Below are 21292 nucleotides of genomic sequence, written 5' to 3'. Positions count from 1 at the left end.
CGATTAGATTATGTGTTTATATATTTATCAATCAATTTATATTTATACGAATTAAAGAGGAGCTATTACAATAATTACGCTACATAGGAGGAATGAACATGACTACATTTCACAATCAACTACTCGCACACTACAAGTTTGAAGATGCCGCCGAAATTGGCAAGGATAGCTCAGGGAACGGACACAATGGAGCAGCCCTAGGAGAAAAATTACCCAGTATATCCGAAGTAAATGGCAGATGGGCGGTGACTTTTACTGGAGGAACGAACGGAACATCCTATTTGAAGCTGCCTTCGGATTTGTTGCAAGATGTAAGCGATAACACAGGCGTGACTGTTGCGGCATGGGTCCATTTAGGCAAAGGTTCGAATGTGTGGGAGCGAATTTTCGACTTCGGTAAAGGCGAGAAGGGCCCCTATCTATTTCTGACTCGTCAGATGCGAGGAACGTTATATGCGGGAGATGATCTGGTTGTAGACCCGGGACGTGGATTTGCCAGTGGGGAATGGATGCATATTGCTCTATCTGTGGCAGGCAGTGAAGGCGGCACACGCAGCAGCGCGGGTCCGATTGTGTATGTGAATGGAGGGAAAGTAGCGGACGGTTCCATCAGCCAGACGTCCAGTGGCAATTATGCCAAGCTGCGCAGATGGTTTGATTCATTCGTGGACCCTGCGAACTATAGCCGCAATTATATTGGACGCTCTCAGTACGCGGCAGATGTGGACTTTGCAGGCTCACTGTCCGATTTTCGGATTTATCAGGCTGCTCTGTCTATGGATGAAGTGATTGAAGTGATGTGCGAGTCCCTGACTGATGAAGAGATTGTGAAGCTTGCCGGAGATAAATATTTGTCTGCTCCAGCCCGGATTATTACCAAGGACGTGTCACTGCCTGTAAATTTGCTAGGGGGGAAGGTGGACGTTCAATGGAATTCAAGTCAGCCAGAAGTTCTGTCAGCGAATGGAGAAGTTCAATCCCTAAGCTCGGCACAGGAGGTCCGTTTGAATGCGCTTTTGACCAAGGGTCGAAGTACGTTGAACAAAAGTTTTGATGTGTCCGTTGTGCCAGAACACCTCCCGCCTTATACCGTTACGATCCATGGGGATCAACGTGTGGCGGATATTAGCGAAGTAATGTACGGCCTATTCTACGAGGATATTAACAATGCGGCAGACGGGGGGATCTATGCGGAGTTAGTTCAGAACCGCTCGTTCGAATCCTTTGCATTCGATACGTACTCGCATGACTCAGGAGAATGTGGTTGTTCGACAGGTCGGAACCGTGATCCGTTGTATGCCTGGTCCGGGGATACCGATAAAATGATCGTGCAGCATACCGATGGATTAAACACTCATTTTATCGTGGAAGACCCGGAAGTGAATGCTTATTATGTAACGGTTCAGGCTGGTGCGACGATTCGAAATCGTGGGTTCTCGGATTCCAATCAGCATTGTGCCATGTCCATTAAGAAGGGTGAGGCGTATGATTTTACTGTCTGGGCCAAGGCAGTATCCGCAGGGACGATTACGATTCAATTGCATGATGGGAACGGCGATGCGATCAGTGATTCAGTTACGCTGCAAGTTGAAGGGGGTAACACATGGAAGAAGTACGGGATCGCCTATTCCGATAATCGCGTCCTTGTGGCAAATGCCGAATTCAGCGGTCATGCAAGTGGAAGTCCTCATGAGAGATACGCCGGTTCTCAGCACAGTATCCACAATTCGAATGTGACCCTGACCGGAGCGGAGACAGCGATGGGGCAATTGACACTCACCTTCGAAGGGGACATTTCCATCGACATGGTATCGTTGATTCCGCAAAATGTATGGGGAGCCAATCCGAAAGAGCAGGGAGTATCCGCGTCAGCACATGCCAATTACACGGGCAATCCGAACTATCGACTCAGGAAAGATCTGGTTCAAGCGCTTGTCGATATGCATCCGAAGTTTCTGCGTTTTCCGGGGGGATGTATTTCGGAAGGTTCATTTATTTGGGACAATGTTTATGACTGGAAGGATTCGGTGGGAGCGGTTGAGCTTCGCAAAGAGAACTATAACGTCTGGGGTTACATGATGACGATGGGCCTCGGATATATGGAATATTTCCAACTTGCAGAAGACTTGAATGCTGCTCCGGTTCCGGTCATGGCTTGTGGCGTTCTGTGTCAGGCGCGTTCGGATTACGCACACCCGGCGGGTGGCGCTTTGAGGGATTATTATATCCGTAACTTTACAGACTTGATCGATTTTGCGCTCAGCACGGATGTTGAACATAACGAATGGGCTGCCATCCGAAGCAGTATGGGACATCCCGAACCATTTGATCTGCGTTATCTCGGCGTAGGCAATGAAAACTGGGGAACCGAATTTTTTGCTAACTTTGAAGTATTCAAGACGTCGATTGATGACTATATGAAACGTAACTATCCTGATCACGAGCTGTTTATCATTTCGACAGTCGGCGCCCAGGCAGACGATGATGCGTACCAGCAGGGATGGAAATTCCTGAGCGGTAATCTGACCGGATCAGCTCAAGTGGCTTTTGCAGATGGCAAAGAGGTGATTGAGGAGACGGTCACTTGGTATGAGAACCAGGATAACTACATGGACACCATTGCGGATGAGCACTACTATCGTTCCAATGAATATTTGCTGAAAAACGTGGATCGGTACAACTATTATGAGCGGGCGTATCACGAAGATGGCAGCATGGATTGGAAAGAGACATCTAAGGTATTTGTGGGAGAATATGCTTCTACGGACAAAAATACATTGGCAGGTGCGGTCGCTGAAGCTGCGGTCATGACCGGATTTGAAAATAATGCGGACGTTGTTCGCTTGGCTGCCTATGCGCCATTGTTCAACAAAGTACTGACAGACGGCACCTACCGCTGGACGCCGGACTGCATCTGGTTTGACGATGAAACGGTGTGGTACACACCGAATTACTATGTGCAGCAGCTTTTTGCCAAGTATGTGGGTGAGCAGGTGCTGGGAACTTCATTTTCAACATACAGCAAGGGTCAACCGATGGAGCTCATTCCGCGTGGCGGCATCGAGATTGCGACAGGTCATGCAGACATTGTGGTGAAACGGATTACGGTCACATCGAATCAGGATGGCAGCGTGCTGTTTGCAGAAGACTTCAGGGAGCTGACAGCACTGAATGAGGCGTGGAATCGGATTCCCGGATCAGCAGGATATACGCTGGAGACGGGAAAAGGTCTGGGTTTGAAAGCGCAGGCAAGCGGTCTGAATGGGTTATATCTTCTGAACGATGAATGGACGAATTACAAAGTGGAAGTGGAGATGCAGCGCATAGCGGGTGAGGACGGCTTCTACATCGGTGTCGGATTGACGGATATATCCCCTGATAAAAAGGATGTCATCGAATACGCGATTGGATATGGCGGCAATGCAACGGGAGTCAAAGTATACAAGCAAGGTGTGGAAGGCTACACTCTTGGCGATTATTCTTCCAGTTCGGCGGCAGGAAATCTCCGGGCAGCCAACTACGAACCGCTGGAGAACGATACGAATTATACGATTACGGTGAATTATGGTGGTGATACAGGGAAGAGACTGAACTGCTCTTATACCGATGGTCACACAACCAGCCGAATTCTGGATTACAAGCTCGAAGCTTATAACCGGGACGTATTCCATTCCGTTACGAGAGATGCGCAGCATGTGTATGTGAAGCTGGTGAACGCAGATGGGGTGGACAAAGCAACTCAAATTTCTCTTCAAAATCTGAACGTTACCTCTGTTGCGAGAATGATAACACTTAGCGGAGATGAAGAATTGCTACATGTTCCCAACGTGAATCAGAAGAACGATGAGAAAATCGTTCCACAAGAACATGTGATACATCTTCAGGAGGATTCGGTTGTCGTGCAGCTTCCTGCCTATTCGGTCAATGTGCTGGTTATGGATGTCCGGAAATAATAAGTAATAATATCTCAATAATTAATAACCTGATGCTGCCTTAGAGCCGCGATACTCGCGGTTTTTTGGCGTTCTACGAGGAGGGTCAACAAAAGATACCTAAAGTAAATAGCCTACACTATTGCCGATTCCTGACGGATTCTATAATGAATTTGAAGGAGGAGACAGCTCATGCGTTCCAACTACAAACAATTTATACGAAACGTTCCGCTTCATCTCATGATATTGCCTGGACTGATCATCATAATTGTATTCGGTTACATTCCGATGGCGGGACTCTCCATTGCTTTTCAGAATTTCTCTCCCATTGCCGGATTCAAAAATATGAACTGGGTCGGCCTGGACAATTTCAGGTATCTGTTCGATCTGCCGGGGTTCGGACAGGTCGTATGGAATACCGTATTTATTTCCGCTATGAAAATTGTGTCCGGTTTGGTCATTCCGGTACTTGTGGCCCTGCTGCTGAACGAGGTCCGAAAAACAGGTTTTAAACGAACGATTCAGACGGTTATTTATATGCCGCATTTCTTTTCCTGGGTCATTTTGGCTGGAATCATTGTGGATGTATTATCCCCCAGTACCGGGATCGTAAATATGCTGCTTAAGGCGATAGGGGTTGAACCTGTTCAATTTCTGGCCAGTAACGAATGGTTTCCTTACATACTCGTCATTACGGACCAATGGAAAGAATTCGGATTTGGCACGATTATATATTTGGCCGCACTGACAAACATTGATAAATCTCTGTATGAAGCATCTGTTATGGATGGTGCGGGAAGATGGAAGCAGACATGGCATATTACGCTGCCCGGCATTCGTCCAATCGTAATTCTGATGGTTACGTTGAGCCTTGGTAACGTACTGAATGGCGGCTTTGACCAAGTATTCAACTTATATAATCCGCTCGTCTACGACTCGGGAGATATTCTCGATACAATGATCTATCGAATTGGTTTGCAGGATGCACAGTACTCTGTATCAACCGCATTGGGTCTTATTAAATCAGTCGTTTCGTTTATCTTTATCGGGCTTGGTTATTTCCTGGCTTATCGGTTAGCCAATTATCGGATTTTCTAGAAAGGAGGCAAGAACATGCATCACGCTTCGAGAGCCTATCGTTGGTTTCTGGGATTGAATTACGCCATCCTGACCCTTCTTGCCTTGCTGTGTCTATTTCCCATTGTAAATATTCTGGCAATTTCGTTTAGTTCGAGTGATGCAGTCAAGGCGGGGAGCGTTACATTCTGGCCAGTGGACTTCACCCTGTCCTCATATAAATACATTCTGGAAAATCAGCAGTTTCTAAATTCGTTCGGCACAAGTCTTCTCCGTGTTGTACTCGGGGTTGCGACCAACCTTATTTTTACGATTCTTGTAGCCTATCCGCTCTCCAAAGAAGCAGCGAAGTTCCGTTCCAGGACGTTTTATGCGTGGATTTTTGTTTTTACCATGCTGTTCAGTGGGGGATTGATCCCGGGTTATCTTGTCGTTAAGGAAGCAGGTCTTTTGGATTCAATCTGGGCCCTGATTTTGCCGGGAGCCGTTCCCATCTTCAATGTATTGCTTATGCTCAATTTCTTTCGAGGCTTACCGAAGGAGCTGGAAGAAGCAGCATGGATGGATGGCGCAGGCCATTTTCGCACACTATGGAGCATCTACCTTCCCATTTCATTGCCAAGTATCGCAACCATCACGCTGTTTGCCATGGTGGGACACTGGAACGCCTGGTTTGATGGCATGATCTATATGAAAAGTCCGGAAGGTTATCCGCTAGCCACGTATCTGCAATCCATGCTCCAGCAAGTGACGATGATTCAGAGTGAAATGATGACCCTGGAGGATGCAACGCTATTAAGTCAGGTGTCGGACAGAACGACCCAGGCATCCCAAATCTTTTTGTCCGTTATACCCATCCTGCTCGTGTATCCGTTCCTGCAAAGGTATTTCGTTCATGGACTTGTTGTCGGTAGTGTAAAGGGATAAGATCGATGGAGGAAAACCAATGGGAGGAGCCGATTTCCGGCTCCTTTTTGCCGTTGAGGAGAGGAGTGGAGGGAACATGAGATTCGCGGTGGGCACCTGGAAAAATGCATCCATCGTCGTCAAGCTGATGATTGCTTTTGTGCTTGTCATTCTGCCCCTATATGGAATCAGCATTATGATTACACATACCAGCTCCAAGCAAATGCAGACAGAAGTGGAGAAGGCGCATGAATCGAAGCTGTATTTTTACCATAATCATCTGCAATTCGAACTGGAGCGAATGAGTGGGCTTGTTACCGAATTTTCGTTCGATGACACGATGTCCACACTAAGTACACGAGCTGCAATCATGAGCAGATATGAGGTGACTTCCAGTCTCAATAATATCCATAACAAGCTGGGTCAGATCATGGTAACGAGTCCCTATATCAGCGATGTTGTGTATTATGTACCGGCTCTGCATAAACGGGTCAGCGCGGCGGACGGAATTCGCAATGTGGAGGATGGGGAATGGAAGGATCTGCTGGCAACAATGGGGAATCTGAATGGTGAGTTGTCTTATTCGGATAACAATCTTTATTTTCTCAAAAGCAACCCGTACAACATGAACCATGAGGAACCGCCCAATTTTATATTAGGCATACGCTTGTCTGCTGAAGAACTGAAGCACAGATTGCAGCAGCTTGCTGAAACAGGGGGCAGTGATATTACGCTGAGCTTCGGAGAACAGCATAATGTTGTCATTTCCTCTTCTGATGAACCAGCTTCAGCGGCACAATTGCAACAGGTATCACCAGAATCTCCGGTATCCATGCAAGTGACGAGATTTCAATCTGATCCATTCCTGTACTATTCACTTTATGATCCCGATCACTCATTCACGCTGACGGCCAGCATTCCTAATGATGTGCTCAAAGCTCCCCTGGAACAATACAACCTATGGTTGTGGATGCTGACGCTTATTTCAATCGTTATTATTATGATCTTTTCCTTTTCGATCTACAGGTCAATTCACAAGCCGTTATCTGTGCTCATTCGCGGTTTCAGAATGGCGGAGCAGGGTCAGACAAGCATTCATATTCCACAATCCAGACGCGATGAATTTGGTTATTTGTACTCTCGTTTCAATCACATGATAGAGCGCTTACATATTCTGATTGATGAAAATTATGTTGCCCGGATTCGAACCAGCGAGGCAGAACTTAAACATCTCCAGTCCCAGATTCAGCCTCACTTTTTATATAACAGTCTGTTCAGCATCAAGCAAATGGCCGAGGTGGAGAATGTTGAATTGATTCAGGAGTTCACCGACTATTTGGGTCAATATTTCAGGTATATGTCCAGGGATTCTCATTCCGAGGTATCGCTCGGTGAAGAGGTGGACCATGCTTTGGTCTATGCCTCCATTCAGAAAATTCGATTTGGATCAAGAGTCCAGTTGCAACTGGAGGAACTAAGTAGGGAGTATCGGGACATTGCCATTCCCCGGGTCATCATTCAGCCGATTGTGGAGAACGTCTTCGAGCATGCCCTTGCGAAACGCAGTCAGGGGGGGATTCTGAAACTATCCTATCAAGTGGATCAAGACAAATTGTCCATTCGGATTGAGGATGATGGTGATCAGTTGACGGATGAAATCTTGAGCAACCTGCAAGCGTCCTTTCAGGAATCTGCGAATCAGAGATCTGGGAATGAAGAGATTACGGGACTAATGAATGTGAATCAACGTTTACGGATTAAGTTCGGGACGGGTTATGGACTTTTTGCTGAACGCAGTGTGTTGGGCGGATTATGCATGATTTTAAATATTCCATGGAGACGGGAGTAGTCGTATGCAGCGGATGCTAATTGTAGATGATGAACCGGTTATTTTGGACGGACTATATGCTTTCTTTCAAAAAGCGGATTTGCGCGATATGGAGATCATTAGGGCGTACTCTGCTTTTGAAGCAATCGAGTGGTTGAATTCCGTCAAAATTGATATCGTGCTCAGTGACATCTGTATGCCTGGCATGGATGGCATGGAGCTGATCGAGAAGATTATGGATCGGTGGCCACGATGCAAAGTTCTTTTGCTGACAGGTCATAACGAATTTGATTATGCACATCAAGCAATCCGCAACCCTTGTGTTGTGGATTATCTTTTAAAGACAGAGGGCATGAGTCATATCCGCGCTGCGGTAGAGCGGGCGTTAACACAAATTTCGGAGGAAAATGACTTCCGTTACCAGCATGCCTGGTTTCGCAGCAAGTTGCCCAGAGCGCTGCCTCAGCTACAAAGACAGTTGCTGCTGGATCTCCTAAAGCGGACGGAAAGACATGATATCGCCTCGCTTCAGGAAGAATTAGATGCTGTCCAGCTTCCCTTCATGTCTACTGAGCCTGTAATCCCGGTCATCATACGGGTTGAGGAGTGGAACAACTATCAATCCCAGGCAGACCGGAGTTTAATTCGATATGCGGTTGCCAATGTTGCGGAGGAACTGCTTCAGGATAAGGCCAAGGTCAAAGCTATTGATCTGGATTATCAGGTGATCGCCTGCTTTGTTCAACCCATGGTTGAGTCTGTGAACAGCTTCCATGGAAGCCGACAGGAGAAGTGGGAACAGACGCTACGTTTTGTCTATGGAACGCTGGAGTCTGTGCAGCAATCCTGTGCGGACTGCCTGAATCTGTCTGTATCGATTATGGTGAGTGAGCAGGCGGTGGAGTGGATGGGGCTGAATCAGGCCATCGCACAGTTACGTCTGTCTATTCATGAGGGCCCAGGACTTGGGATGGAGAAGTTGCTTCGTGTCAATGTGCAGCATGATTTGCCGTACACCCCCAATATTTTGAATCATCAGAGTGTTGCAGCCCTTCATCTGGATCAGATCAAGCAGCGCGTTGCAGCAGGTGACAGGGAGTGGATGGAGTCGTTTCACAAATGGACAGAGGCTTCAAAAGAAGGACTTCAGGATCCATTCTTTCGAATGAAAATCTATACAGGAGCAGGCAACGGACTGATCGAGCTTCTTCATGAATTGGGCTTGTACGAATCGGCGATGGAGGAAATGGCTCTGTCTAGAATGCTTCATTTTGACATCCATACGCCCTGGTCTGATCTGGTGGTCTTTTATCAATCAGCATATGAATGGATCATCTCCAAACGAAGTGTTACACGTATCCATGACCAATCCCAGATTCTCATCACCATTCATTATTATATCAAGCATCATCTGGAGGATGACCTTTCATTAACCCGAATTGCACAGGAGGTTTCTCTCAATCCGTCATATCTGTCCCGCTGGTACAAGCGCATTACAGGCAAAGGCATATCCGACTATATCCATGAACGGCGCATTGAGCGCAGCAAGGAATTACTGCTCGGATCCGCTTGCAAAATGCATGAAATATCCGCGAAGGTCGGATTTAGTGATCAGCATTATTTTTATCGTTTCTTCAAAAAGGCTACCGGCTGCACACCGCAGGAATATCGGGATCAAAAAAGTTAGATCAAGTCTTAAATGGTAAATCAAAGATACCAGATGTCAACGGGGTACACTCGAAGTGATAGCGCTTACTTATTACAATAAATTATATACCTCACGGGAGGAATAAAAAGGGGGATTCGCATGAATATGTCATTAAAGAAATTCTCATTGTTAACGTTAACCATGGTTTTGGCAACTACGCTTGCAGCCTGTTCATCGGGTACGGGTAGTGCGGAGAATGAAGCCCAGCCGAACACACAGCAGGATGCCGGAGGTCCGCTTACGAAATATGATCCACCCATCAAATTAACATCGACCATGAATGAAACGGGAAAAGAATCGCTTGCCGAAGGAGATACACACGCCAATAATATTTGGACTCGGGGATACAAGGACGAGCTGGGTATCGATGTCACCTATGACTGGATTGTCCCGGATGCCAATTATAACGATAAAATGAATGTCACCCTGGCTAGCGGAGATTTGCCAGATGTACTCAAAGTGAGTGCTGTACAATTCGAGCAGCTGCATGAAGCGGGGATGCTGGAAGATCTAACCGAAGTATACGATAAGTATGCATCGGATCTGGTCAAGGAGTTTATGTCCGCTGAGGATGGAGCAGGTTTGAAGCCAGTAACCAAGGATGGCAAAATATACGCGATGGTAAGCTTCCCAGGCTCGCTGGATTCCTCGGATATGATCTGGATTCGCCAGGATTGGTTGAAGAAAGTCGGGCTTGAAGCACCAAAATCAATGCAGGACGTCATTCAGATTGCGGAAGCCTTTACCTTTGAAGATCCGGACGGAAATGGTAAAGATGATACGTATGGTATTGCACTCAATAAGGATTTGCCAATTAATGCGTTCCTGCTCGGTTATCATGGTTATTTGGAAACCTGGATCAAGGATACTTCAGGCCAGGTTGTGAATGGTACCATTCAACCAGAGGTGAAAGAAGGATTACGCGAGCTGCAAACTCTGTACCAAAAGGGTGTACTCGATCCCGAGTTTGGCGTTAAGGATTTTACGAAGATGATGGAAGATGTGAATGCAGGCAAGTCAGGTATGTTCTTCCTGTCACAATGGGCACCATTTCAGGTTAGCAGCATGATCAAGAAGGATAAGAACGTGGACTGGCTGCCTTATCCGGTTCAATCGATCGATGATCAGCCTGCCAAAACGCAGAACCACCTTAGCTTGGGCGGCATATTCGCCGTACGCAAAGGTTATGAGCATCCGGAAGCATTGATCAAACTGCTCAACTTCCAGGCAGAGAAAATGTTTGGTGAGTCGGCCAAGGAAGAGCGTGCTGCGTATTTGAACGGGTTGACCGGACTTGGTTTTCATAATGCGACCGTATCCAATCTGCCTGCTAACAAAAACGTAAAAGCACAGGATGAAGTGGAGCAGGCGCTCCAAACGGGAGATACTTCTGGATTGGAGCTTGAAGCGAAGCTGTTCTACGATGATATTATGGATTACCGCAATGGAAACCTGGATAAGTGGCATATGGAACGTATTTTTGGACCGGAAAGCTCGCAGGGCGTCATTAAATATTATCGGGATAACGACCTGATTGTCATGAATGAATTTATCTACGCACCAACGAGAACGATGAACACGAAACAGGCAACCCTGGATAAACTGCGCGCTGAGACGTTTCTGAAGATCATTTATGGCAACCTGTCTATTGATGAGTTCGATAATTTTGTTGCTAATTGGAAAAAACTTGGTGGTGACCAAATCACTCAGGAAGTGAATGAAGTCATTAATGCCAATAAGTAAGGAAAAGTTAAGGTACAGTAAATGCCACTCTACGTGTATATGTAGAGTGGCATTTTTGGTTGCAGTCAGGAACGTATGGATCAGAAGAATCATACACACAAACAAAGTATAACACTACGTTATTCCGCTTAAGGTACACAGTTCAATTCATCCTGTTTCATGAGATGAGCGCCTTCTCGTTGCTTCTTGCGGTATTCATTGGGGCTGCAACCCATCTCTTGCTTAAACAGTTTGGTAAAGTGTGAGTAGTTGGTATAACCGACATGTCCGGCAATGGCATGGACCGATTGCGTGGTGGTTTCCAACAGATAGCGAGCGGCTACAAGACGGGTATGAATGACATAATTGCCAAGTGAAATTCCCATCTCTTTCTTGAACAGTCGTGCGAGATAATCCGGATGCAGATAGACCATTTCCCCCAGGTTATTCCTCGTTAGATCTTCCCCGTAATGAGTGCGTATATAATGGGTAATCTCGTGTACAACCGACTTCGGCTGCTCGGCAACATTCAGGTATTCCGCAGCAGTATTAACCAGATAGGCAATGTAGGACTGCATATCTTCAATAGAATACAGGGATTGCATGAACAATTGATCATTCGTTTTGCCCATATACAGCTTGTGTACTTCAATTCCTTTGCTCTTCAATTGGGCATAGACGAGCTGTACCAGATCGAGACGCAACATGCTGAGCACGGCAGTGCCTACCACCCCTTCACGGACAAGTTGGTGCATATAACTAACGGTCTCATCCAGAAAGGCCTGAAATCGGTTCTCATTCAGCAATTGTTCCAGCAATGCCAGATCAGGCGGTGTGTAATTCAATTCCGGCCTGCTGTAGTTCTTTAGGAAAAAGGTCTGGTTGCGGTGTTTAATTCGTTCTTCATTCATTAGCAACAGCTCGTTGATGGTATGACGAATCTGACCCAGTGGCAGAGAAAATCCGATACTACAGCAGGCATCCGATTTCAGATAGCTGTTAACCTCCGGGATGAACGAGCAGCACATGGATTCGATCAGCTGTGCATCTGGTGCTTTGTTCCATTTTAGAATAACCATCCAGTTATGATCCTTGATTTCGGTGATGGCTTCAATGGAGAACAGAGTGTCCTGAAACCGTTCAACCATCACATTCAAACAAGCGTAATCGAACAGGTTTTTGTCGGTCTTGCCCAGGGTGCCATCATACGGAAACAGGTTAACCAGAATAGGAAGGAATAGATCCGTTGTTTCATAAGGCAGATTTTGTTCTGTCAAAAAGGCAGAGACGTCGGCAGGGCCGGAAGGAAAGGCTTTACCGGAGATCAGCCTGCGCCAGCTGTCCTCAATGAGCTTGCTACGATTTTTCTGCCACAGTTCACCCTCATGAATGGCTTTCTCAATGAACTGCTGGTCTCGGGCTTTGGCAACCGCTTTTTGAATAATAAGAGTCAACTTGTCAAACTCAATGGGCTTCAGAAAATAATCAAAGCTTTGCAGCTCAATTGCTTTCTGGGCATAGTTAAAATCGGCATAGTTGGTGAGAAAAATCGTCTGCACACTATGCGATTCCTCCCGGACCCATGCCAGCAGTTCAAGTCCGCTTCCCTGGGGCATCTCAATATCGCAAATGAGGATCTGAACAGGATGGCTCTGCAAAATTTCCTTGGCCTGGGCAATGTTATAGGCTGTGAATATGGTGTTGATGCCAAGGCTCTTCCAGTCAATTTTCTTTTCCAAAGCCATTACCACAAAGTAATCATCATCAACCAGCAATGCATTCATGGTTTGTCACCTCTCCCGGAGTATCTGAATTCAGTATCATTTTAGGTAAGGAAAGTGTGATTCGAGCGCCACTTCCGTCGTTGGCAAACGTAATATTCGCTTCATCTCCATACAACAACTCCAAACGTTGAATGGTATTCATAATGCCAATACGGTTGCCGCCTATTTGTTCGAGTGCTTTCCCACGCATCAGTGCGTCAAGAACTTCCGGACTGAAGCCTGGACCTGTATCCGAAATCCGGATGAGCACATGATCGCCATTTTCCTGTCGTTCTTCCGTCACGGATAAAGTAATACATAATTCCCGGTCCCGGGAGACCCCGTATTTAACGGCATTTTCAATGAATGTCTGAATAACAAGTGGTGGCACAGCGATGCCCGTAATAACCTCTGGCTGTTCAATCCGATAGGAAAAAGCATCTCTATAACGTGATTTCTGGATGTCCAGGAACGTTCTCACATGCTCAATCTCATTCTCCAGAAGAACGAAATTCTCCCCACTTTGAAAGATATAGCGGAAATATCGGGACGTAGCCAGGGCCATGCTCTCAATTTCTTCGTACATCTGCATCTGTGCCATACTGTACATGCTCGTCAGACAATTCAGGAAGAAGTGGGGCTTAATCTGCAACTTCATATAATCCAAACGTATTTTTTGTTTCTCCAATTCCTGCTCGTAGCGATCAATCTTGAATCGTTTAATCTGGCCAACCAGTTCCTTGAACTGTGCATTGACCTGCTCCAGCTCCATAATTCGGCTGCTCTTGAAGTCTGTAGCTTCGTCACCTTCGTTAATACGCGCCAAATTTTTGGAAAATCGCTGAATGGGAACCAGCAGATTTTTCCTGAAAAACAACATAATTGCGCTTAGCGAGGACGTTACAATTAGAAAAAGAAGCATAATAAGCAGCTGGGCCACCATGATTTTCTCGAATGCGCCAAACTTGATGACCATATGTGCGCTGAATGCCGCATTGGAGAAATCGCTGCTTACGACATTGTGAGACTGGAACAGATCAAGAAATGAATGCCTCTCTTCCGGTGTATGCTTCCCGCTGGCAGGTCCGGAAAGCTGCACTCCGTTCTCGTCTACCAGAGAGGCATATCCATTGGCACCCAGATTAATCTGTCGGAGAGGGGCGATCAGATCATCTGCAGATATCAAGGCAATGAGATAACGGTTGTAGTACGGCACAATATTGATAAGATAAGAAGTGCCGTTTACATGAATAGGTGTCCAATGGGAATAGAACTTCTCATATACACCTTTATCGCGGGTCAGCGTAATAATCTGTTTTTTCACTTCTGAATAATCCGAATAGGAGATGCTTATTGGCGCGCAGTTCAGGAAATACTCACTATTCTCCAAATAATAAAAGAAATTGTACGATTGCCCATAGTTTCGCTGTAGTTCAGCGAAAAGCATATGTAGTTTTTCGTTGGCCTTTAGGAACGGAATACTGTTTACACCATATGTATTCATGTTGTCGAGATTCTCGTCATTGGCCAGTGTCCACCCCATGAAATGATTAATGTACGCAAAATCGTGATTAATGCGATTGATGTATAGATCGGCTGCGTCCTGCAGGTATTGGGTGGATTGCTGCTTCACCATAGAGATGGATGCAATGCTGATGACCAGATCCAGAATGAACACAACAAATGAAATGACAAACATCATGCGGATATAATGCCGAATGGGATAGGGTTTGATGACGTTCAGGTTTGCCATAAGCAATGCACCACTTTCTTGAATCCTCGGTTATGAATGCGCTTTAATATCTCAGGAATAGTATAAAACCTTTGTTTAAAAAAAGCATAAAAGATTTGCGTTTTTTGATTCAGAAGTCCGAAATACACATACGAAAGTCTGGATAATGATATGATTTTGGCTCGCAAGTGTCTCGGCTACTCGTGAACATGAGAAATGGAACCATAGAAGTCCGAATAACGTCCGTAGGGGTCCGATAAACCGAATGTGAAGGGGTTTATACTGAAGCTATTCCAGAGATGACAGGTCCAGGGGGGAAGCAGCATCAGTATATTTACAGGAGGGAAGGAAGAACCATGAGGACCAATCCATTATATATCGGAAAAAGGCTCGAGAGAATCAGGCGAAACTGGGGCCTTTACGTTCTGCTTTTTCCAGCAGTTCTGTTGACTCTATTATTTGCCTACAAGCCGATGTACGGCGTATTAATCGCGTTTAAGGACTACAGTCCGGCCTTGGGGATCGGAGACAGCCCTTGGGCTGGATTCAAATACTTTGAGAAGTTCTTTCATTCCTATCAATTCACCAATACGATTCGCAATACGCTTGTGATTAGCTTGTACAGTCTGGCTACCTTTCCGATTCCAATTATACTTGCACTACTAGTGAACCAGATGAGGTCTGGGAGGTTCAAAAGGTTTTTTCAGACCATTTCGTATATGCCCCATTTTATTTCAACCGTAGTTATGGTGGGGTTAATGCTAATCCTGTTCTCACCAAGTACCGGGCTCGTAGGAAACATGTATCAACTTTTTGGAGCGGAAGCACCGGATCTGATGGGGTCATCCGCTTTATTCAGCAGTGTATATGTCTGGTCTGATGTGTGGCAGCATGTCGGCTGGGACAGCATTATCTATATTGCTGCACTGTCTGCCGTAGACCCAAGTCTTTACGAAGCGGCAACGGTTGATGGAGCAAGTCGATGGCATAAGGTTCGGTATATCGATATTCCGATGCTGCTGCCAACGGTCATCACGCTGCTTATTTTACGGATGGGCGGATTACTCGGGGTCGGATTTGAGAAAGTCTATCTGATGCAGAACGACTTGAACATTCTCTCAAGTGAGATTTTGTCCACTTATGTGTACAAAATCGGTCTGCTGAGCAGCCAATACAGTTTCTCCTCGGCGATCAACCTGTTTAACACGGTCATTAATTTCATTTTGCTTATTCTGGTCAACCAGTTGTCCAAGAAATACAGTGAAAACAGTCTATGGTAGAGGGGAGAAAAACAAGATGAGCGTTATGGAACCGGCAGCAATGACCAGAACTCCCCGTACCAAACGTCGATCACCCGTTTCGGTTGCGGAAATCGTGCTGTATGCCTTTGCTGTTCTTTTTCTGATTGCTATCATTTACCCGATCTATTTTATTGTCATCGCTTCCTTCAGTGATCCTTCATCCGTGGCTAACGGACAGGTGTGGCTGTTTCCCAAAGGCTTTACGCTGGAAGGGTATAAGGAACTGCTGCGACACGAGAATATTTGGATTGGATATCGCAATACCATTTTGTATACGGTGGTGGGAACACTATTCGGACTTGTCGTTAATATTTCGGCGGCTTATGCTTTATCCAGAAAAGACCTGGTGGGACGAAAGTTTTTCTCTCTGTTTTTTATCTTTACGATGTTCTTCAGCGGAGGCTTGATTCCAACCTTCCTGACCATACGTGACTTTCATCTCTACAACACGTTCCTGGTGATGGTCCTTCCGTTCTCCGTGGTGGTTTTTGACATGATCGTTGCCCGTACGTTCTTCCAGACCAGCATTCCGGGAGATCTATGGGAAGCCGCCCAGATCGATGGCTGTGGTAACCTGCGGTATTTCGTGCTGATCGTATTGCCGCTGTCCAAAGCGATCATCGCGGTCTTGGGACTATGGATTGCTGTAGGATATTGGAATTCATATTTTAATGCCCTCATTTATTTGAAAGACCCGAATCTGTATCCGCTTCAACTGATTTTGCGTAACATCCTCATCACCAATCAGATGCAGTCCGGTATGGGTACGGGTGAAGCTGCACAAGTCGCCCTGCGTCTAGCCAATTTGATGAGGTATTCCGTTATTATCATTGCTACAATTCCAATCATGTGTGTGTATCCGTTCATCCAAAAGTACTTTAATCAGGGGGTGATGATCGGCGCAGTGAAGGAATAAGGCAGGTTGAAATTCATTACGAATCAAGGGGGTTCCCAAATGGGGAAAAAGATAGGCAAGAAATTATTTACCAAAATGAGCAGCGTGCTTCTCGCGTCGGCCATGTTGGTCAGCGTTGTTGGGTGTAGCAGCGGAACTACTAATGAAACTGCAGAGCCAACGATATCAAGCGACTTTAATCAGGAAGGTCTGCCGATTGTCAATAAACCGGTCACACTCAAGGTATTGACGGTTCGCTGGGGAAATATGGGCGACACCTTTACTCAGAACCAATGGCTCAAGGATTTGGAGAAAGATTCCAATGTGAAGATTGAGTGGCAGGTGATGTCTTCCAATGACTGGGGTGAACAGAAATCTATTATGCTTGCCAGTGGTACGCTCCCGGACATTATCCTGGGCGACCAGGTGTTTAGCGATTCGGACATTGTAAACAACCTTAGCTATTTCCGTCCACTGGATGAATATATTGACTCGTATATGCCCAACTTGAAGGCGGCTATGGAAGAGACGCCAGACATGAAGAAAATCAGTACATTTCCAGATGGCAAAATCTACTCCATGCCAACAAGACTGCCTTCCCGTCCAAAAAGCCGGAACCAGCCTGTAATCAACAAGGCATGGCTCGATAAGCTGGGCCTGAAGGCACCAACGACAACAGAGGAACTGTATCAGGTCTTGAAAGCGTTTAGGGAAAAGGATCCGAACGGAAATGGCAAAAAGGACGAAATTCCTTACACGGAAACGGGGCTGAATGTGGATTTTCTGAATCCGTTCGGGATTACCGACATTAATGCCAGCAGCATGATTGTCCAGGATGGAAAGCCCGTCTTCTATCCAACAACCGACGCCTATAAAGAAGCTCTTATTTATACCAACAAGCTCTATTCAGAGGGACTGATTGATCAGGAACTGTTCACACAGGACAACACCATGACATCAGCCAAATGGCAAAATGCAGATATTTCAATCGTCGGTTTCAGCAATCAGTGGACACCTGACGCGGTATTTGGCAAATGGAGCGACCAATATGAAGCCATTGCTCCCATTGCCGGACCTGACGGCAAACGTTATCAGCCTGGTGACCCCGGCGGCATGAACCTGGCCCGGAATGAACTGCTTATTACGACTTCATGCACTGTTCCAGAAGTAGCCGCACGCTGGGCTGACCAGTTCTATTCCAATGAAGCCAGCATTCAGAATTTCTGGGGTGCGATCGGAACTGTAATCAAGAAAAATGATGATGGCACATACACACTCATGGACCCGCCGGCAGGCACCAGCGCCGATGCTTGGTACTGGGATCAATCCCTGCGTGATTTCGGTCCCAAATATGTAAGCCCTTCCTTTGAAGAGAAAATCAAACTTAATCCGCAGGCAGGCGACGGTCTCAAACTGCAAATCGATCAGTTGGGCAGTGCCGATGTAACGACACCTTATCCGAAGGTCATGTACAATGCAGAAGAGTTCCAGGAGCTGCCAACGCTGACAACAGATATTGATGGTTATGTGGCAACGATGCGTGCCCAGTGGGTAACGAAAGGCGGTATTGAAGAAGGCTGGGATGCTTATATCAAAAAGCTGAATGAGATGGGACTTGAGCAGTTACTGACCATCCGTAACAATGCCTTTGAGCGTTATATGAACGTCAAATAGGCTGAAGTTCAGCCGTTCATTTCTTAAATAACAAACAGGTGCGCTTCCGAGTTGAAGGAAGGCACCTGTTTATTGCTTATGATCTGCGTTTCAACAATAATATGCCACTGAGGTTTGATGTTTTTTTACGATATACCACTTTAAAGCCGATATCATTGTCCAGCAAGCAGTTTAAGGCATTGATCAGCAATGCACCAGGCACCAGTGTGAAGGTACAAGGGGAAGTATTTCCGATCACACGCACACTTTTGATTCTGCGCGGTGAACCGGGAACGAGTGGATTTCTGGACCAGTAGATCAATACCAAATCCGGTTGTGGAACAGCCTTTACACTAGCCATCCTCATCATCTCTTTTCTATTAGATTCTTAATAGTAAATGAAAAGCAGATGAGGAGGGTGCTAGTCAAAAGACGTTATGTTTAATAAATGGGACAAATGATCAATTTTTCAGTAAGGCAAATCCCATGCGGTTTTACATATAGATTCACACAAGTTTCAATCCGGCAATTCATAATGGCTCTACTTATTTGTGCTGTGCTGCTTCGCTGGAAGTTTATCTGTTGGTGTTCCCTTGCCATTGTTTTTGTTATGACGTGCTTTCTCGGCATTTTCGTTTACTTTCTTCACAAAATCATGGGTACTTTCCATGTTTGAGTACACCTCCTTTAAAATCAAAATGTGTAGCCTGGATCTTAATATAACCATGGAGAGATCATTATATTTTGGAAGCTCAATCGCGACTTCATTTCACAATACAGCCATGACAGAGGTCTGGTGGGATAAACTGGACATGCAAAGGTAAGGCGTCTACACTGTATAGAAAGATACAAACAAGAAGGGATGCGCCGATCGGACCATGTTGCAGAAATTTGGTTTTACACAATATGAAAGTCAGGTATACGAGGCTATATTTGCGCAGGACCAACCACTCGATGCCACATCCATCGTCAATTACTCCAATGTGCCCAAGGCCAAAATATACGAAGTGCTTAATCGGCTTATTGATAAGGGAACTGTACTAACAACCATGCATGGGAAGAAGAAATTGTATATGGCGGTCGATCTTCAGTCCATTATCCTCAAAATAAGAGCCGATTTTGAGAAGGATATTGAGGAGTTAAAGACATATAAAATCAAACGTACATTCACGGATGAACATATCTGGACATTGAAGGACGCATCATCCATTGCATCGAATATTGAACAGCTTATTGAAGAAGCCGACTCATCCATCCTTTTTCTGGCCTGGAACGAGCAAATGGACAAATACCGGGAGCTTTTGGAGCAAAAAGAGGCTGAAGGGGTGCATGTGGAGGTTCTGGCTGTAGGAGGATTGCAATCGTCTCTAACCCATAAGTATTCCTTAATCCCCATGATTGAGGACAGTAAACTTGAACCTTCGCAATTGATCATTGTGGATTATGCCTATCTTTTGTTTGCGGGTATTGAGCATGATTCCTGGAAGGCCATCAAGACGACATCCAAACCAATTGTTAAAGCATTGACGGATTATTTCTATCATGACGTCGCTCTTACTCAAATTACCAAAAAATATGGTGACCAGCTGCTTCAGGATGAAGAAATTGCACGTTTGCTGGCGCGATTAATTTATTGAACCGATGGTTCAAAAGCTATTCTTTCTGAGAATAGTTTTTTTGTATTGAAATCTCCTCTCTGTTAGGTTACTATCGTAGTTGTAACTTTCGAGGAGGCTTCAAAAAAATGAATAAAAAAGTTTATGTCCTTGCAATCGCGGCATTTGTGGTTGGTACCGTCGAACTCATTTTAGGCGGCATTCTGGACTTGATTGCGACAGATCTTCATCTGACCTTGGCAAAAGCCGGGTATTTAATTTCCATCTTTTCACTTGTCTATGCGTTATCTGCACCTATATTGTTGAATATGACGGCCAGATTTGAGCGTAAAAAAGTATACATGTGCACTTTATTCGTTTTTCTGATTAGCAATCTGCTCTCTGCATTCAGTGCCAACTTCTATATCCTCATGGCAGGCAGAGCACTGGGAGCTGCAACGGGCTCACTGATTTTTGTCCTGTCTCTGACGCTCGCAGCTCGTATTGTGGAGCCTCAGTATAAAGGGCGTGCCGTGGGAATAATCACGATGGGAGGAAGTGCATCACTGATTTTGGGTGTACCTCTCGGAATCTTTGTGGGTAACCTCGCCGGATGGCGTGAAGTGTTTATTTTGATCGCAATTCTGACTGCAGTGGTCATGGTTGCCATTGGCATAGCCATGGAACGTGTGCAGCCGATTCCGGCCGTATCATTGAAGAAGCAGCTTGCTGCGTTATGGAATCCGAAGATGCTGGCAATCCATGTTACGACATTACTTGTGCTCGCAGGGCACTTGACGTTATATGCGTATTTCACACCATTTCTCCAGGAAACGCTGGGAGCCAGCTCAACAATGGTCACCTTTATTTATATGATGTTTGGTATTGCTGCTGTGGCAGGGGGCGGAATCGGCGGCATATTATCAGATCGCTTGCACCCAGCCAAAGCCATTGTCATCGTACTGATACCCTTTATCGTGAGCATGGCGGTGATTCCATTTAGTACCGGACTGCCTTTGATTGCTTTCTTGATCTTGCTAAGTATCTGGAGTGCGTTAAGCTGGACGGTTACCCCGGTACAGAATAGTCTGATTATCAAAACCTCACCGGCAACGGCTGAAACGTTAATTAGCACCAATTCAGGGATTGCACATGCTGGTATTGCTCTGGGAACCTATAT

General features: G+C 45.8%; 15 protein-coding genes. 11 read left to right on the top strand and 4 right to left on the bottom strand.

The window, feature by feature from the left end; genetic code table 11:
- Positions 1-98 precede the first annotated feature (98 nt).
- The 6 genes from AMS66_RS19685 to AMS66_RS19660 all read left to right on the top strand — a co-directional run bounded on the left by AMS66_RS19685 (position 99) and on the right by AMS66_RS19660 (position 11194).
- Positions 99-3953 (top strand): alpha-L-arabinofuranosidase C-terminal domain-containing protein, encoded by a 3855-nt coding sequence (locus AMS66_RS19685; RefSeq protein WP_053782397.1) that lies wholly within the window; start codon positions 99-101, stop codon positions 3951-3953.
- Positions 3954-4124: 171 nt separating this feature from the next.
- Positions 4125-5030, top strand: a complete 906-nt coding sequence (locus tag AMS66_RS19680; RefSeq protein WP_053782396.1) for an ABC transporter permease — start codon at positions 4125-4127, stop codon at positions 5028-5030.
- Between the two features lie 15 nt (positions 5031-5045).
- Positions 5046-5936 (top strand): carbohydrate ABC transporter permease, encoded by an 891-nt coding sequence (locus AMS66_RS19675; protein ID WP_053782395.1) that lies wholly within the window; start codon positions 5046-5048, stop codon positions 5934-5936.
- A gap of 76 nt (positions 5937-6012) precedes the next feature.
- Positions 6013-7764 (top strand): sensor histidine kinase, encoded by a 1752-nt coding sequence (locus tag AMS66_RS19670; RefSeq protein ID WP_053782422.1) that lies wholly within the window; start codon positions 6013-6015, stop codon positions 7762-7764.
- Positions 7765-7768: 4 nt separating this feature from the next.
- A complete protein-coding gene (locus tag AMS66_RS19665; protein WP_053782394.1) occupies positions 7769-9430 on the top strand; it encodes a response regulator transcription factor in 1662 nt (553 codons plus the stop codon).
- A 120-nt stretch (positions 9431-9550) separates the two neighbouring features.
- Positions 9551-11194 (top strand): extracellular solute-binding protein, encoded by a 1644-nt coding sequence (locus tag AMS66_RS19660; protein WP_053782393.1) that lies wholly within the window; start codon positions 9551-9553, stop codon positions 11192-11194.
- Positions 11195-11322: 128 nt separating this feature from the next.
- On the opposite strand, the gene AMS66_RS19655 is transcribed toward AMS66_RS19660, so the two are convergent.
- Positions 11323-12957, bottom strand: coding sequence for a response regulator (locus tag AMS66_RS19655; RefSeq protein ID WP_053782392.1), 1635 nt, complete (start codon positions 12955-12957; stop codon positions 11323-11325).
- Positions 12938-14689 carry a sensor histidine kinase gene (locus AMS66_RS19650; RefSeq protein WP_053782391.1) on the bottom strand — a complete coding sequence of 584 codons (1752 nt, stop codon included), beginning with the start codon at positions 14687-14689 and terminating at the stop codon, positions 12938-12940. Before AMS66_RS19650 ends, AMS66_RS19655 begins: the two co-directional genes overlap by 20 nt.
- Positions 14690-15024: 335 nt before the next feature.
- On the opposite strand from AMS66_RS19650, the gene AMS66_RS19645 reads away from it, so the two are divergent.
- The 3 genes from AMS66_RS19645 (at position 15025) to AMS66_RS19635 (ending at position 18538) form a co-directional block, all read left to right on the top strand.
- A complete protein-coding gene (locus AMS66_RS19645) occupies positions 15025-15948 on the top strand; it encodes an ABC transporter permease (protein ID WP_053782390.1) in 924 nt (307 codons plus the stop codon).
- 40 nt (positions 15949-15988) lie between these two features.
- Positions 15989-16885 (top strand): carbohydrate ABC transporter permease, encoded by an 897-nt coding sequence (locus AMS66_RS19640; RefSeq protein ID WP_236703531.1) that lies wholly within the window; start codon positions 15989-15991, stop codon positions 16883-16885.
- Positions 16886-16960: 75 nt separating this feature from the next.
- Positions 16961-18538 (top strand): type 2 periplasmic-binding domain-containing protein, encoded by a 1578-nt coding sequence (locus AMS66_RS19635; protein ID WP_407944558.1) that lies wholly within the window; start codon positions 16961-16963, stop codon positions 18536-18538.
- 76 nt (positions 18539-18614) lie between these two features.
- Here the strand turns inward: AMS66_RS19635 and AMS66_RS19630 are convergent, their stop codons facing one another.
- Positions 18615-18878, bottom strand: coding sequence for a hypothetical protein (locus tag AMS66_RS19630; protein ID WP_053782387.1), 264 nt, complete (start codon positions 18876-18878; stop codon positions 18615-18617).
- Between the two features lie 180 nt (positions 18879-19058).
- Complete coding sequence (locus tag AMS66_RS31870) at positions 19059-19187, bottom strand: DUF4023 family protein (protein WP_036664828.1); 129 nt, start codon at positions 19185-19187, stop codon at positions 19059-19061.
- Positions 19188-19395: 208 nt separating this feature from the next.
- Between AMS66_RS31870 and AMS66_RS19625 the strand changes: the two genes are divergently transcribed.
- Both AMS66_RS19625 and AMS66_RS19620 read left to right on the top strand, forming a co-directional pair.
- Positions 19396-20154 (top strand): TrmB family transcriptional regulator, encoded by a 759-nt coding sequence (locus AMS66_RS19625; RefSeq protein WP_053782386.1) that lies wholly within the window; start codon positions 19396-19398, stop codon positions 20152-20154.
- Positions 20155-20261: 107 nt separating this feature from the next.
- A partial coding sequence (locus AMS66_RS19620; RefSeq protein WP_236703528.1) for an MFS transporter occupies positions 20262-21292 on the top strand: 1031 nt, incomplete at its 3' end.

Origin of the sequence: Paenibacillus xylanivorans, from assembly GCF_001280595.1 — a bacterium.
Taxonomy (GTDB): domain Bacteria; phylum Bacillota; class Bacilli; order Paenibacillales; family Paenibacillaceae; genus Paenibacillus; species Paenibacillus xylanivorans.
The sequence above is the reverse complement of the archived record's forward strand: the minus strand, read 5'-3'. Positions and strand labels throughout refer to the sequence as shown.

Coding starts and splice junctions, on each gene's coding strand:
- AMS66_RS19670 (WP_053782422.1), top strand. CDS start 6,013: ATGAGATTCGCGGTGGGCACCTGGAAAAATGCATCCATCGTCGTCAAG.
- AMS66_RS19655 (WP_053782392.1), bottom strand. CDS start 12,957: ATGAATGCATTGCTGGTTGATGATGATTACTTTGTGGTAATGGCTTTG.
- AMS66_RS19660 (WP_053782393.1), top strand. CDS start 9,551: ATGAATATGTCATTAAAGAAATTCTCATTGTTAACGTTAACCATGGTT.
- AMS66_RS19640 (WP_236703531.1), top strand. CDS start 15,989: ATGACCAGAACTCCCCGTACCAAACGTCGATCACCCGTTTCGGTTGCG.
- AMS66_RS19635 (WP_407944558.1), top strand. CDS start 16,961: ATGAGCAGCGTGCTTCTCGCGTCGGCCATGTTGGTCAGCGTTGTTGGG.
- AMS66_RS19630 (WP_053782387.1), bottom strand. CDS start 18,878: ATGGCTAGTGTAAAGGCTGTTCCACAACCGGATTTGGTATTGATCTAC.
- AMS66_RS19645 (WP_053782390.1), top strand. CDS start 15,025: ATGAGGACCAATCCATTATATATCGGAAAAAGGCTCGAGAGAATCAGG.
- AMS66_RS19675 (WP_053782395.1), top strand. CDS start 5,046: ATGCATCACGCTTCGAGAGCCTATCGTTGGTTTCTGGGATTGAATTAC.
- AMS66_RS19680 (WP_053782396.1), top strand. CDS start 4,125: ATGCGTTCCAACTACAAACAATTTATACGAAACGTTCCGCTTCATCTC.
- AMS66_RS19625 (WP_053782386.1), top strand. CDS start 19,396: ATGTTGCAGAAATTTGGTTTTACACAATATGAAAGTCAGGTATACGAG.
- AMS66_RS31870 (WP_036664828.1), bottom strand. CDS start 19,187: ATGGAAAGTACCCATGATTTTGTGAAGAAAGTAAACGAAAATGCCGAG.
- AMS66_RS19650 (WP_053782391.1), bottom strand. CDS start 14,689: ATGGCAAACCTGAACGTCATCAAACCCTATCCCATTCGGCATTATATC.
- AMS66_RS19665 (WP_053782394.1), top strand. CDS start 7,769: ATGCAGCGGATGCTAATTGTAGATGATGAACCGGTTATTTTGGACGGA.
- AMS66_RS19685 (WP_053782397.1), top strand. CDS start 99: ATGACTACATTTCACAATCAACTACTCGCACACTACAAGTTTGAAGAT.